This is a genomic window from Roseofilum sp. Guam (assembly GCF_017746735.1).
In the GTDB taxonomy this organism is placed as follows: Bacteria; Cyanobacteriota; Cyanobacteriia; order Cyanobacteriales; family Desertifilaceae; genus Roseofilum; species Roseofilum reptotaenium.
Window position 1 is genome coordinate 1 of the sequence record NZ_JAGHZN010000007.1, and the last position, 14,039, is coordinate 14,039.

At 42.7% G+C, this 14,039-nt stretch carries 11 protein-coding genes; 5 read left to right on the forward strand and 6 right to left on the reverse strand.

Going from position 1 to position 14,039, the window contains the following annotated elements; genetic code table 11:
- From J7529_RS24620 to J7529_RS03600, 5 genes are all read right to left on the reverse strand, one after another.
- A partial coding sequence (locus J7529_RS24620) for a PD-(D/E)XK nuclease family transposase (protein ID WP_413038800.1) occupies positions 1-172 on the reverse strand: 172 nt, incomplete at its 3' end.
- A gap of 218 nt (positions 173-390) precedes the next feature.
- Entirely contained in the window at positions 391-645 is a 255-nt protein-coding gene (locus tag J7529_RS03585) for a hypothetical protein (protein ID WP_318727861.1), read from the reverse strand.
- A gap of 444 nt (positions 646-1,089) precedes the next feature.
- Complete coding sequence (gene glgX / locus J7529_RS03590) at positions 1,090-3,210, reverse strand: glycogen debranching protein GlgX (protein WP_318727862.1); 2,121 nt, start codon at positions 3,208-3,210, stop codon at positions 1,090-1,092.
- A gap of 42 nt (positions 3,211-3,252) precedes the next feature.
- Positions 3,253-3,597, reverse strand: a complete 345-nt coding sequence (locus J7529_RS03595) for an STAS domain-containing protein (RefSeq protein WP_318727863.1) — start codon at positions 3,595-3,597, stop codon at positions 3,253-3,255.
- Positions 3,598-3,622: 25 nt separating this feature from the next.
- The gene (locus J7529_RS03600; protein WP_318727864.1) at positions 3,623-5,668 is read right to left on the reverse strand and encodes a SpoIIE family protein phosphatase; all 2,046 of its coding nucleotides are present in this window, start codon (positions 5,666-5,668) and stop codon (positions 3,623-3,625) included.
- Between the two features lie 401 nt (positions 5,669-6,069).
- Here J7529_RS03600 and J7529_RS03605 point away from each other — a divergent pair, with 401 nt between their 5' ends.
- From J7529_RS03605 to J7529_RS03620, 4 genes are all read left to right on the forward strand, one after another.
- Positions 6,070-7,314 (forward strand): OFA family MFS transporter, encoded by a 1,245-nt coding sequence (locus J7529_RS03605; RefSeq protein WP_413038801.1) that lies wholly within the window; start codon positions 6,070-6,072, stop codon positions 7,312-7,314.
- 47 nt (positions 7,315-7,361) lie between these two features.
- Complete coding sequence (locus tag J7529_RS03610) at positions 7,362-8,717, forward strand: nucleoside recognition domain-containing protein (protein WP_318727866.1); 1,356 nt, start codon at positions 7,362-7,364, stop codon at positions 8,715-8,717.
- 376 nt (positions 8,718-9,093) lie between these two features.
- Positions 9,094-10,137 carry an AAA family ATPase gene (locus J7529_RS03615; RefSeq protein ID WP_413038802.1) on the forward strand — a complete coding sequence of 348 codons (1,044 nt, stop codon included), beginning with the start codon at positions 9,094-9,096 and terminating at the stop codon, positions 10,135-10,137.
- Entirely contained in the window at positions 10,130-12,550 is a 2,421-nt protein-coding gene (locus J7529_RS03620) for a S8 family peptidase (RefSeq protein ID WP_318727868.1), read from the forward strand. The genes J7529_RS03615 and J7529_RS03620 overlap by 8 nt, the downstream gene beginning before the upstream one ends.
- A 52-nt stretch (positions 12,551-12,602) precedes the next feature.
- On the opposite strand, the gene J7529_RS03625 is transcribed toward J7529_RS03620, so the two are convergent.
- On the reverse strand, positions 12,603-13,196 hold the full coding sequence (locus J7529_RS03625) for a chromophore lyase CpcT/CpeT (RefSeq protein ID WP_318727869.1): 594 nt from the start codon (positions 13,194-13,196) through the stop codon (positions 12,603-12,605).
- A 126-nt stretch (positions 13,197-13,322) separates the two neighbouring features.
- Here J7529_RS03625 and J7529_RS03630 point away from each other — a divergent pair, with 126 nt between their 5' ends.
- Positions 13,323-13,880 (forward strand): cyclic nucleotide-binding domain-containing protein, encoded by a 558-nt coding sequence (locus J7529_RS03630; protein WP_318727870.1) that lies wholly within the window; start codon positions 13,323-13,325, stop codon positions 13,878-13,880.
- Positions 13,881-14,039 lie beyond the last annotated feature (159 nt).

Sequence of the window (14,039 nt, forward strand, 5' to 3'; positions counted from 1 at the left end):
TTAAGTTGAGAACTTGTCCCGGATTATAGGGGTTTTTGATCGTTAAGGATTGTATGATTTTTTCTCCATCATAAACGATGGCATTCAGAAAGCTGATTAATATTTTTTGGCTTTGTTCTGAGCCAAATATTTTTTTGAAGGCATAATCTATCTTGGGGTTGATAAATTTCATGATTTGTTTCTTTTGAGTCTTAAAGGATACTTTGAGTTTATCACAAGCCCTAACTGACTCAATCTTAACCCCGTTGCGGTCACTTGAGCAGAAAAAGTGACTCATCATTCGTACCTTCTCAAATCCCCAAACCCTGAGTACCACAAGTAGGGGCGAAATTTCTTTCGCCCCTACTGCCTTTTTTCTATTCCTTTTCTTACCAGCGCAAAGTTCTGTAATTAGCGTCCATTACCCCAATAAATGCCTGGAGCATAAGCTTCTTTCACTCGTCCAGTACGGCTACAAGTGAGTAGGAAATAATCACAGGACGGGCATTCAATTTGAGTTTGCTCTAACTTAACTAAGTGCTTGCGTTCAGCCGATGAACCGCAGTTCGGGCAGGGTATAGGTTGAATGAGAGGAATATTAAACTCTGAGGCATGGATATGCATGGATGAATGTTGATTCTCTGATGTATTTAAGGAGGTTTTCATGGTTTTTGAAAAATAAGTTTACAAAGTTGATTACTAAAGGGTTGAGCCATCTTCCGGTTTCCTTGAATTAAAGATCTTGCCTTAAGCGACTCAATAGAGTATTTATATTATAGTCAAATTTTTAGAGGTGTTACTTAGCCTTGAAATTCGTAAATCGTCCATTTCCCTTGATCCCTGACTGTTTGAAACCCTTTATTCATCAAGGTTTTGGACTGTTTCATGGAGCATAAATCCTGTATTAAGTTCTATGATCGAGATCTTAAAAATTTATTAAATTTAGTATTTTTTGATGGAAACTTACCTATTGATTCTAGAAGAAAAAGATGCTTATCACAGTTTATAGCCTTGAGCAATTAACTACATAATATCTTTATATTGTGGGGAGGTACAGACCCCAAATATAGGGAATCAACGGCGGTTAATCCCTAAAGAATAGAGGAATATTTATCGTCCTACGAGGATTAAGACAGAGCGATCGCACAATTCCTGTTCAAATTGGTTTTCTAAAACCATTTCTGTACCCGGTTTCCAGCTTTTCTGAACTGAAGTTAATCCTGTATCGGCAAATAAATGCCACTGTTTCTCATCCGGCAATTGGGGAACTTCAAACGTCAGAGGTTCCCAGTGCATATTCATCCCCACATATATATAGTCATCTTCCCCTTGCCCATCTTGGGTATGTTTGCCGCAGAGCAAAAAGGCGAGAGTCCGAGAATAATCAGCCCAGTCCACATTCCACGCTTGGGTTCCATGCCAACTAATATCAGCGTATCCACTGCCAACCATATCTTGATGGTGGAAATGGGTGCTGCGTCGCAGTACCAGATGAGCATGACGGAAAGCGATACAGTGCTGGAAGAATTCAAAAATATCTTGATTCGTCTCCAATAAAGACCAGTCTAGCCAATTCAGCTCATTATCATGGCAATAGGTATTATTATTCCCCTGCTTCGTGCGTCCCATCTCATCTCCCATTAAGATCATGGGTACACCTTGACTCACCATTAACAGGGCGATCGCGTTTTTCACCAGTCGTCGTCTAAGTTCATTGATTTCCGGATCGTCAGTCAACCCTTCCTCACCGCAGTTCCAACTAAAATTATCATTCGCCCCATCTCGGTTCCCTTCCCCATTGGCCTCATTATGTTTCTCTTCATAGGAGAATAAATCAATCAACGTAAACCCATCATGGGCCGTAATAAAATTAATTGAGGTTGTGGGGGGACGGTTCGTTTCAGCATACAGATCGGGAGACCCCATTAAACGATGGGACATCTCCCAAACCTCTGCATCTCCCTTGACAAATTGGCGCAACATATCCCGATATTTACCATTCCATTCCGCCCAACGGCCAAAGGAGGGAAATGACCCCACTTGATATAATCCACCTGCATCCCAAGCTTCCGCAATCAACTTACATTTGGCCAAAATCGGATCGAACGCCAAGACTTCTAATAACGGAGGGTTAGTTAAGGGAGTGCCATCGCGATCGCGTCCTAAAATCGAAGCCAAATCAAACCGAAAGCCATCAATATGATATTCAGATGCCCAATAGCGCAAACAATCTAACACAATATTGCGCACAATGGGATGATTACAATTGAGTGTATTACCGCAGCCACTAAAATTAAAATAATACCCCTCTGGGGTCAACATATAATAAACCTTATTATCAATCCCTCGGAAGGAAATCATTTGACCCAACTCATTCCCTTCTGCCGTATGGTTAAACACCACATCTAAAATTACTTCAATCCCATTTTTATGCAGCTCTTTCACCAATGCCTTTAACTCATCCACCTGCATTCCCAACTTTCCGGTTGCTGCATAACCCGCTTTCGGCGCAAAAAAACCGACCGTACTATATCCCCAATAGTTATAGAGTCGCTCCCCTGTGTGTGGATTAAATCGATGATTTTCAAACTCATCAAACTCAAAAATTGGCATTAACTCCACTGCATTAACGCCCAACGCTTTGAAATACTCAATCTTTTCCCGCATTCCCGCAAACGTTCCCCGATATTTCTCTTTCACTCCCGATGAACGATGCTGGGTAAAACTGCGCAGATGCATTTCATAAATCACCAAATCTTCTGGCGGTAACTCTAAAGGCCGGTCATTTTCCCAATCAAAATCATCAATCACAATTCGCGCCCGATGTTGATAGATATCCTTAAAATTGGGCATCTCACCCCAAACATCTCGGCCGCCAATCACTTTAGCGTAGGGGTCCATCAAAATTTTGCTCGGATCAAACCAATGACCTTCGGTGGTCTCATGGGGACCATCCATACGATAGCCATATTCAATATTTTCATAGTCCAAGTCAAAAACCATCATGCAGTAAACATTGCCAATCCGAAATTCTTCAGGAAAGGGAATTTCTACTAAGGGTTCTGGATCGCCTTTCGTAAAGAGGACGAGAGTACAGGAAGTCGCATGACTGGAAAAAATGGAAAAATTTACTCCTCCTGGCTTTAAGGTTGCCCCAAAAGGAAAGGGTTTTCCTCGGCGCAATTTAAAGGTTTTATAGGTGCGCGTGGGATGAATATCAATACGTTCCATTGTTATAAGTTACCCCAGAGAAGATTGGTAAAAGATCGTGATTTAAGACAGGCGACGAGCTTCATCTATGGTTTCACAAAGGGTGAAAAAGTCGAGGAATCCAGTAATGGACATGGTGTCCCGAATTTCTTCTGATAATCCAACTAATATAATTGGTATTTTTTGCTCATCTATGTTTTTTTCGGCGGCTTTGCGATGTAAGACTAATAAGGTTCTCAGTCCCGCACTGGACATAAAAGACACTTCTGTCATGTTGAGCAAAATTTTGGGGGCTGATTCGATCGCGGGTAGAATTTGCTCTTGCAAAGTAGAGGCAGTTTGTCCGTCAATGCTGCCTTTGACTTCTATAATCGTTACTAAATCTTCACTGTGAATGTTAATGTCCATGGGGGTGTTGGTCGCCGTTTAAGGATTAATGGGGAGAAACAGAAGCAACTGAGGGTTCCTGATTTTCCGAGGGAGCAGAGAGAAAGGATCGCCTCACCACTAATAGGGTCATATCGTCAAATTGATCCGTTTGATTGCGATGGGCGTTGATCCGATGGATAATCCGCTCTAGCAAGACAGTAGCAGATGTTGCGGGTTGTTCCAATATTGAGAGTAAGCTTTCTAGGGAAAAGGACTCACCTTGAGGCGATCGCGCATCGGTGATGCCGTCAGTGTATCCTAATAAAAGATCCCCTGGATCTAAGGTAACCTGATGACTTTTATACTCTGCTCCCATCTGAATTCCTACGGCTGGTCCTGTAGGAGGTAGGGATTCTTTTACTCCACCTCTTGACTTGAGAATAAATAGGGGTAAGTGTCCAGCATTGATATAGACTAAGTTACCGGTTTTTCGGTCTAATATACCAAAAAACAATGTGGCAAACATGCCTAAGTTTCCATGGTTTTTGGCTAAATAGTGGTTGGTTAACTCGACTGCTTTTAGGGCATTGATGTGATCGGCAGTATAAAGGTTGTGGTGTTCAGTGGAAGGGATCATATCATCCACCGTGAATTTTCCAGTTAAGACCAAACCATCTAAGCTGGTTTGTCCGGAAAAAATTCGGATTAAACTTTGAATTAAGGGCATAAATAGGGCAGCCCCGACTCCTTTATCGCAAATATCAGCAATGACTAAGCCGATGTAGTCCTCTTCTAATTCAAAAGCATCATAAAAATCGCCAGCTACTTGACGGGCGGGCTTAAACCAAGCTAAAACTTCCCAATGGGGAGGATTAAGAATGACTAAGGGTTTGGCTTCATCTCGTTTGGGTAAAAAATTGCGTTGAATTTGCCGACCTTTTTCTAATTCAAAGGTTAAAGTGGTATTGGCGGCATATAAGGCTTTATTAGCCGTTTCTAATTCCCTTGTCCGCCGAGTTACTTTGTCTTCTAGAGTTTGGTTGGCTTGAGCGAGTTGACGAAAACTCTTTTGAAGCTGGTCGGCCATGCGATTAAAGCTATCAACTAAAATCCCAATTTCATCCTCTCGATTGACCTGAATTCTCTGCTTTAGTTCTCCCGTACAAAGGGTTGTCGAAACGACAATTAAATCGGTGATGGGACGAGTGAAGCTGGTGGCAATGAACCACACGGCTGCACCAATGACCAATAGCGTTCCTAGGGTTAAATAGACGGAAATTTGCCAAAATTGCTCTTCGGGTTGGCGCAGTTCACGGGTTTGTTCTTGTAGCAGGAGAATCAGTCCATTATCCAGGGGTAAGGAGTAGCCTAACCAATCATTTCCATCGCGATCTTGTCGTTCAAAATGCTGTCCAGACGAGGTGAGGGTGGGTTGAAGGTCTGGATGATTTTCCCAAGAGATAAATTGGGGTTGGGAGAGAAGAGTAACATCGGGATGTACAAGAATGTAACCCTGACGATCTAAGAGCATGGCATAGCCAGTTTTTCCCCATCGTAGCGATCGCAGTTGGCTACTGAGGCTGACTAAATTCATACAACTGCGCAGGACTCCCATCACCTCCGTTTTCTCCCCAATGGGTACCGTCGAACACAAAACAGGCTGATTATAGGCTGGGGAAATGAAGGCTTCCATGGAGGTTGAACCGGCGATCGCCTGTTGAAACCAAGACCTGTTAGCCACATTTTCTCCGGTCTTTTCCCAGGTACTGCTCATCTCTTTGCCCTGGCGATCGAAGGTTTGTGCCCAAGTCAGTCCATAAGTCGCCACTACAAACCTTAAAATCGGTTCCTGACGCTCTTGGTTCATACTGACCATATCTTTAACTTGGGCAATATTACTGAGAATTTCCTCGGTTTTACTACTATAAGTGGCCAGTTGCTGGACGAGTTCCTGGGCGCGAATCTCCCTATTTTGTTTAGCACTCTGACGCATCCATGCTGTTGCCATAGAACGGGTTAACCACGATATCGCCAATAAACCGGGGATCACAGCTAACAAAACCAAGATCGTAAGCTGAAAGCGTAAACTATGGCTAGAAAAAGATTTCATAGAAAAAGATTCCATATCCTCACCTTAAGCGGTGAATGGCTGGGTGCCTTAGTTCCTGAGATTCCAATCTTCAGGTCATTAATCAGAGCGTGTGGAGGAGAGCAACAAGACAATCTCAGCTATCCCCTACCCTTAAGATGAGCTAGATTAACCTTTTATTTTAACTGAAAACGAGCCTTCTCAGGGAGACCGGTTTGGCTTAAACATAGACCGAACCCAGAATTTTGGGATATTTTAATAGTCCCGTTCAGCGTTTTGGAGTATTTTGGTTCATGGCAGATTCAACACTGTCCCCGATAAAATTTGCGATCGCTAAAGTGTGTAATCTACCAGCAGGTTTGTTGCTGAACTTTCCTTGCTCACCTGATTTAAACTCTTCATCCTTGGAGAAGTCAAAGCGTATGAATATAACCACGAATTATGAGCCAAAACTCAATATCTTGGGAATACCCGCAGATCGGGGCAGATGGCTTTTCATTCCTTTCGGGATGATTATCCTGCTGTGCTTGGGTAGTGTCTATTCCTGGAGTATTTTTAGAACCCCTTTAGAAAATGAGTTGGGAATTAGTGCAACTCAAAGCCTATTGCCCTTCACATTTGTTTTGGTTTCCTATGCCATATCGATGCCGATCGCGGGTTTTTATATTACTCGGATTGGGGTGCGTGTCATGACGGCGATCGGGGGGATTATTGTAGGCTTAGGCTATATTCTTTCCAGCTTGGCGACTGATATTGGAATACTTATCTTCACCTATGGGGTAATTGCTGGAACAGGGATTGGTATTGCCTATGGTGTCCCGATGGTTGTGGTCTCTCGCTGGTTTCCTGATAAAAAAGGGTTGGCTTTGGGGTTAACCATCGTCGGATTTGGACTTTCGCCCCTGATCACTGCTCCCTTAGCCAACTCCTTAATCGATACCTATACGGTTCGACCCACGTTACGCATTCTCGGTATCGCCTTTACAGCCATTATTCTCGCCATTGCCTTCACTTTGAAGTTACCTCCTAAGGGCTGGCATCCTCAGCAAAATAGCGTTTCGTCCCAATCAAGCGTTGTTTCAACCTATTCTGGGAACTTGCTCAAGAGTCGATCGTTTTATGGACTGTGGATTTGCTACGCCATTGGAACCATCATTGGTTTGAGTGCGATCGGCATTTCTAGCCCAGTTGGGCAGGAAATCATTAAGATTAATCCCACTGTCGCTGCAAGCAGTGTTGCCTTATTTGCGCTCTTCAATGGGGCAAGTCGTCCGTTGTTTGGTTGGTTGAGCGATCGCTTTAAGCCTCACTACATTGCCATTTTGTCCTATGTGCTGATCTTAATCGGTTGTCTGTTAATGGCGAATGCTCAAACGGGACAAGTGGCGACCTATCTGATTGCCTTCTGCCTGTTTTGGTTCTGTCTTGGGGGCTGGCTGGCCATGGCTCCAACGATTACATTGTGCTTTTTTAACCCCGATCAATATGCTCAAAACTACGGTATTGTGTTCACAGCCTATGGTGTTGGTGCTTTGATTGGAACCTTAGTGACCGGCCGCATTCGAGATCTATTTGGCACATATAATTATGTGTTTTACTTTATGGCGTTTTTAGCGATTATAGGGATCGCGATCGCCCAGGTAATGCTCAAGCGGGAAAGGAACTGAAGAAAGTCATCGACGTTATAAACACTCAACCCGATATCCCTCTTTAAATGTCTCAAGCAGATCAACCGTCAGGAAAACCCAGTGCCATAAATATTGTTTTTGTCGGCTTCATTGCTGTCGCCATTCTCTTTGCTGGTTATACAGGCAAAATGGAAGAGGTGACGAATGCCAGTTTCGACTCCGCCAAAACCGCAGTCAATCTAGCCATTGATTTAATTGGTGTGATGGCACTTTGGCTCGGTTTAGTACGGGTACTCGAAGCAGGGGGACTGATGTACACTCTGGCGAATCTCCTGAAGCCCTTGATGGTTAAGCTGTTTCCGGATGTACCCCCCACCCATCCAGCCATGGGGGCAATGATCCTCAATATTTCTGCTAATATGCTCGGATTGGGAAATGCAGCAACTCCCTTTGGCATCAAGGCAATGGTTGAACTCAATAAGCTTAATCCCCTCAAAGGGACTGCCACGAACGCCATGTGCTTGTTTCTGGCAATTAATACCTCTAGCGTTGTGTTGTTTCCCTTGGGAGTCATTGGAGTCAGAGTAGCCGCCAATAGTACTAATCCGGCAGCGATTTTCCTGCCTACGTTATTAGCCACCCTTTGTTCTACGGTTGTCGGGATTTCGGTTGCGTCTTGGTTGGGTAGAAGAGATTCTAGCTTCCAGGAGGTTGAGTCTATCACAGAGCCGTCCCCAGAGGAATTAGAGATAGACAGCAGCGATAATCGAGTGGAAGAAGTTGAAGAAGCGGATTATTCTCACCTGCTCTATCCCACAGGTAGAGCGTCTCAAATGATTGCTTGGTTATTTATCCTTGGGTTTAGTGGGACACTGATCTATGGGGTGATTCGCAGCGACACCCTAGGGGATTTCTTTAACCCAGATTTCATTTCTCATTGGCTAATGCCGATTTTGATCCTCCTCATTATTACTTACGGAGTCGGGCGAGGGGTAAAAGTTTATGAAGCCGTCACTGAAGGAGCCAAACAGGGTTTTGATATTGCCATTCGGATTATTCCCTTTTTAGTGGCTATTCTGGTTGCTATTGGGATGTTTCGCGCTTCTGGTGCGATGGAAGCCGTCTCTAATTTACTGAGTCCCTTGACTAATTTAATCGGAATGCCTGCGGAAGTTTTACCAATGGCACTCCTGCGTCCCCTTTCTGGTGGTGGTGCTTTTGGTATCATGAGCGAGTTAATTGAGCGATCGCCGGATTCCTATAGTGCCTTTGTTGCTTCTACCATGATGGGGAGTACAGACACAACGTTTTATGTTCTCGCCGTATATTTTGGGGCAGTTGGTATTACGCGCATTCGCCACGCTCTTGCCGCTGGACTTCTTGCCGATGCTACGGGACTTCTATCAGCTTGTATCTTTTCGAGTTTATTTTGGATGGGTTAACAGTTGGTGGGGAATGGGGAATGGGGAATAGGTATCAGGCGATCGCTTAATTTTTATTAATCTGAGAATGACCTCAAGGGAGTTTACCCGTATCCTTTTGAAGGAATTTGGTTACGGATTATCATAGGTTTTTGCTGAAAAATGTTAGGAATTTTAAAGTTGATTAGTCCTGGATTAATTCGTGAATTGATTGACTAATATTTTTCGCCTAATTAATGACCCAATTAAATTTCCTAATTTAATTTTTTTTAGATATTTAGCTCTTACCGGGTTTTAACTTTCGACAATGTTGATTTTTTATGCTACGCTAGACATGGCAGCAAATAGCGTGGTAGTATTTGCCAGTTACCAAAACATCCCACGCTTTTTATTGAAGATGGCGGCACGGGGCGATTTAATCAGAAAATTGTTTAGAAGCTTTTCGGAAAATGACCGAGAAGAATTTTATGCTGCGGCAAGGGAATTGATACAGGAAGAGCGTAACAAAAACCACCTTTTATTAGCCAAGGAATTAGAAAAGAGTTTGCAACTGACGATCCCGCAAAAATCAATTGCTTCTAATAATTCTCCCTGGCAAATTTATCCCGAAGTACCTAAAACTAAAGATACAGGTTTGCCGCTAATTACTGTGAAACAATACGATTTTAACTGGGGTGATGTTGTTTTAACGGAGAAAAACCGCCAAGTTTTACAAACCGTTGTCTTGGAAAATACAAAGCAAGATATATTAAGCGCTTATAATTTAAGGCCGAGGTCTAACCTTTTATTCTGCGGGCCTCCTGGATGCGGTAAAACGCTAACAGCTAAGGTGATAGCAAGCGTTTTATCTTTGCCTTTGATTTATGTTAATTTATCTGCCGTTTTTTCTTCTTATTTAGGAGAAACAGCAGTGAATCTTAAATTAATATTTGACTATATCGAACAAGGACAGTGGGTCGTATTATTTGATGAGTTTGACGCTCTTGGGAAAGATAGAAATGCAGCTAACGAACATGGAGAAATTAAGCGCGTAGTTAATAGCCTCCTGCAATTAATAGACTCAGTAAATAGTACCAGTGTTTTCATTGCTGCCACCAATCATTCCTCTATGCTAGATACGGCGTTATGGCGGAGGTTTGACGAAGTATTTTTATTTGACAAACCACATCCAAAATTGATAACTTCTTTACTGTCGAAAAATTTAGGAAGTATTAGACATCAACTAGATTTAAAATATTTTGCCGATCGCTTAGAGGGAGCAACGGGTGCAGATATAGAGCGGATTTGTCAGAATGCAATAAAATCGGTTATTCTTCGAGGCGAAAAAGTGTTAAAATCACGAGATTTGGAAGCAGCAATCCAACATTATCAAGAGCGGATGCGGGCGATCGCTATTTCCCAACAAAATCAAGACTTGCTTATAGAAAAAACGAATGACTAATTACGAGCATTTACGATTACCGAAAGTTGAGATAGAATTGCCCAGGAGACCTAGACGAGGTGGTGGCGGAAATAGCAAAAGGAGCGATCGATCTTCTCATGGCAGTTTGCTATTAACTCAACTTTCCTCCCTAAGTAAAGATATAGAGGAAAAAGAATATTTTGGCATTAACCCAAAACTGATTTTTAAGATTAAGGTTAGAGAAAATGATTCTTTAGAAAATCATCTGCCTTCTTTGGGTCTTAATCTTTTAGCGAAGGAACCTAAAGCAAAACAGGCGATCGTGGTTTTTGCTGATGACAACCGCCTCACTGAATTTCAAAACAAATTAGAGTCCTATGCTGGAACTGACGGCCGTCCCGGTTATTTAGACGATATCGAAAAACTAGTCCCACTAGAACCGGAAGATAGAAAGGGACTTTTGCTCAAACGCGACCCTTTAAAACCTGGCTTGGTTGTTCCCTTGGATATGGAATTATGGCATACAGGAAATAAAGAGGAACTGAAGATCTATATTGATGAAGTGGATAATTTCTTGCACGATATTGAACCGGGTTTAGGGATGAGAGTAAGCGATCGCTATATCGGTGAGTACATTTGCAACGTTCGCATACTCGTCAATTCAGAGATATTAGAACTTTTATTGCAAGAATACCAAGTTAAAGAAATTGACAGAAGACCCAAACCTGCTTTCGAGTCGCCGGCCGAGTACAATATCCCCGTGTCAGATTTACCAGAAATCCCATCCCCACCAGAAAAAGCTGCTGGAGTCTTAGTCATTGATTCGGGAGTGCAAAGAGGACACCCACTAATTGGCCCGGCATTAGGAGACGCTGATGTATTCCCCGATCTCGAACACAAGTGGGTTACTGGAGAACCAGACGATGGTGATACCTTGACAGGAGGTCATGGGACAGGAGTTTCGGGGATTGCCATTTATGGCGACGTGGCAGAATGTATAAAGAATAAGTTATTTCAACCTCAAGTCTGGCTCTTTTCTGCTCGTGTGACTAATCAAAATAACGAGTATGAAGAGGAATCTCTTTTAGAAAACCAACTTGAGGAGGCGATCGATTACTTTGTTAGAAACTATCCCAACTGCAAGGTTATCAACATCTCCCTTGGCAACTCCAGTTTAATTTACCAAGAAGGAGAAAAGCAATTTAGATTCGCGGCTATAATTGATGAAATCGCTTACCGACTCCAGGAGAAAAACCTAGTTTTTGTCCTCTCAGCAGGTAATTTTTGGTATGATTCAGACTCGCAAGAACTCATTTACAAAGATTATCCAGATCACCTCCTCCAAGGAGATGCCCGAATTATAGACCCTGCCACAGCAGCGATCGCTTTAACTGTAGGTTCTTTATCAATGGGAAAAGGTAGTTCCAAGTATCCTAACGATGCAAGGCTAGCGATCGCCAAAGAAGAAAAATATCCATCCCCTTTTACTCGGCATGGACTTGGGGTTGACGGCATGATTAAACCCGACCTGGTAGAGTTTGGGGGAGACTATATTTTAGACCGTGGTCGAATCGATTGCAATGACTCGGGGCCAGCCATAATAACCCTAAATAAAAACTTTCAAGGTTCCTCCTTATTTAAAGCTTATGTTGGTACGAGTTTCTCAGCCCCCCGCGTTGCCAACGTAGCTGCTAAACTTTTTACTAAGTTTCCCAATGCCTCATCAAACCTTATCCGATCCCTAATTGCCGACTCCGCTCAAATTCCTACCAATATTCCGTCTTCTCTGGATGAACATTTAAGCAAACAAAAAATTTATGGATACGGACAACCCAATTTTGAAAGGGCTGCTTACTCCACAGAAAATCAAGTCTTGCTTTTAGAAGATAATCAAAGCCTATCTGTTGGCAGTTATTGTATTTACGAAGTTCCAGCTTTACCGCCAGAATTTTTTAAAATCAGGGGAACAAGAAGGATATCTGTTACCCTAGCATTCGATCCGCCAACGCGCCATACAAGGGGAGATTCCTACCTTGGCATTACGATGGAATTTCACTTGTTTAAGAATATTGCAAAGGAAAAACTTGCCCAAGCATTTACCGATGCTAAAAAAAATGATGATTCAGACTTTACAGAGATTTCTATAACAGATTTAAAGCAAGAATGTGGTAGTAGTATAGAAATTCCACTTTTACCTAACGCAACAACTAGGAAAAAAGGAACCCTACAAAAAGGACAATTTGAAATTAAGAGAGCCAACTGGAAATATGATTATAATAAACCCTTGTATTTAGTGGTTTCTTGTAACAAAAAGTGGATCGATCCGAAAGAAATTCCAAGTCAGAGATACGCTTTAGTTGTATCCATTGCTCATTCCGATCCGGAAGTTGATTTATATAACCGAATGGAATTAAAAATCCAAGGAAAAGCTTCTGAAAGAATCCGAATTTAGAATATTACTGTTCGCTCTCCTTACTCCCCCACAAGGCACTGTAAATGGGTTGCTACTGAGTTTGCACTTCGTGGGCAAAGTTTTCCCAGCGCACAAACTCGAAGGGACCAGCAATCGAACCCCACACCCTTTCACCGGTTTCTAGGTCGCGTCCGCGATCTAAACTAATCAGTCCAGAAGGACTAACTTCAAATTCACTATCGAGATAAGTAGTTTTGCCGTTACGAACAACTACGCAACCTTTTCCCGGTTCTACTTTGGCTTTGAAACTCTTGCCTGTCCATTCAACTTGGAAGGTGCATCCCGGCAATTTTTCGATTCGGTCTGCGGTCAGGTTTTGGAGGCGTTCGGGATGTCGAGATGCACCGTAGAATTCTTCTTCATGCAAAACTTTATGATTTTCGACCTCAATTTGATTATCCTTGAGAACAAAGTTGAGGACGCGGGTACGATAGGGTTGAGTGACATCTAGATGATAAGCTTGCTCTAGATATAAACTAATATTGCCCATCAGATTGAAGGGAAGCGGACGCATACAAACCCGAATATGAGCAAAAAAGGGTGGATTTTCAAAGGCTTGCTCTTGATTACTGAAGTCTGCGGCCATCCAGCGGGCAAAGGTGGCAATATCTGTAGAATGAGTCATAGGAATTAACTATTAATTATTAATGATTAACCATTGAAAAACTGGGACTGAGACTTGATGCCCAGAGTTGGGTTTATCTGAAAATTGTTTATCTTCAATTTCTCTGAGTAAAGGAACTAAGAGAGAGTGCATAATAAAACCAGCGTTAGGATAGACCGAGAGCTGAGTGCCATGAAGTATCAAGAGTTTCAAGCTTTTAATCACCTGAAAGCAACACAAGTTAAAGACTTCCTCAAAGTGGGCAAACAGGGAACGATCGCCGCAGGCAAGCGAATTTTAAAACAAAATGTTCTCTGTCGGCAAATTATTTTTCTTCTCGAAGGAGAAGTTCAGGTTTCCCTAGAGACTGCCAAAGGGGAACACCTCCTATCGACCCTCCAAGCTCCTACCGTATTGGGGGAAATCAGCTTTTTTAGTGGTGAACCGAGTTCTGCTCATGTTACGACCCTTACCCAGGTGAAGGTCATCGTGATTGACTTTGATGTTTTACATCAACAAGTTGTTGACGGCGATCGCGTGACGAGTTTGATTCTATTAAATATGTCCGAAGCCATGGCAAAACGAGCTTCAGCCATGACACGCCAATTGTCAGAAATTTATGCTAAACAGCAGGAAATGGAAACCCAGGTCTCAGAGGTGCAACAAGCACGCACGGCAATGTTTGGGGAATGGAGCTTTATATAGCGCTTCGCACTAGGGAGTTGGGAGGATGGGGCGACTGGGGATTGCTCCTTAATTCCCTATTCCCTAAATTCCCCCACATTTTCCTAAAAGCAACCCATGCATTAAACTATATAGAACAGATATATTAAACTTCATTTGGATTAACCAAGCGAACGTGAC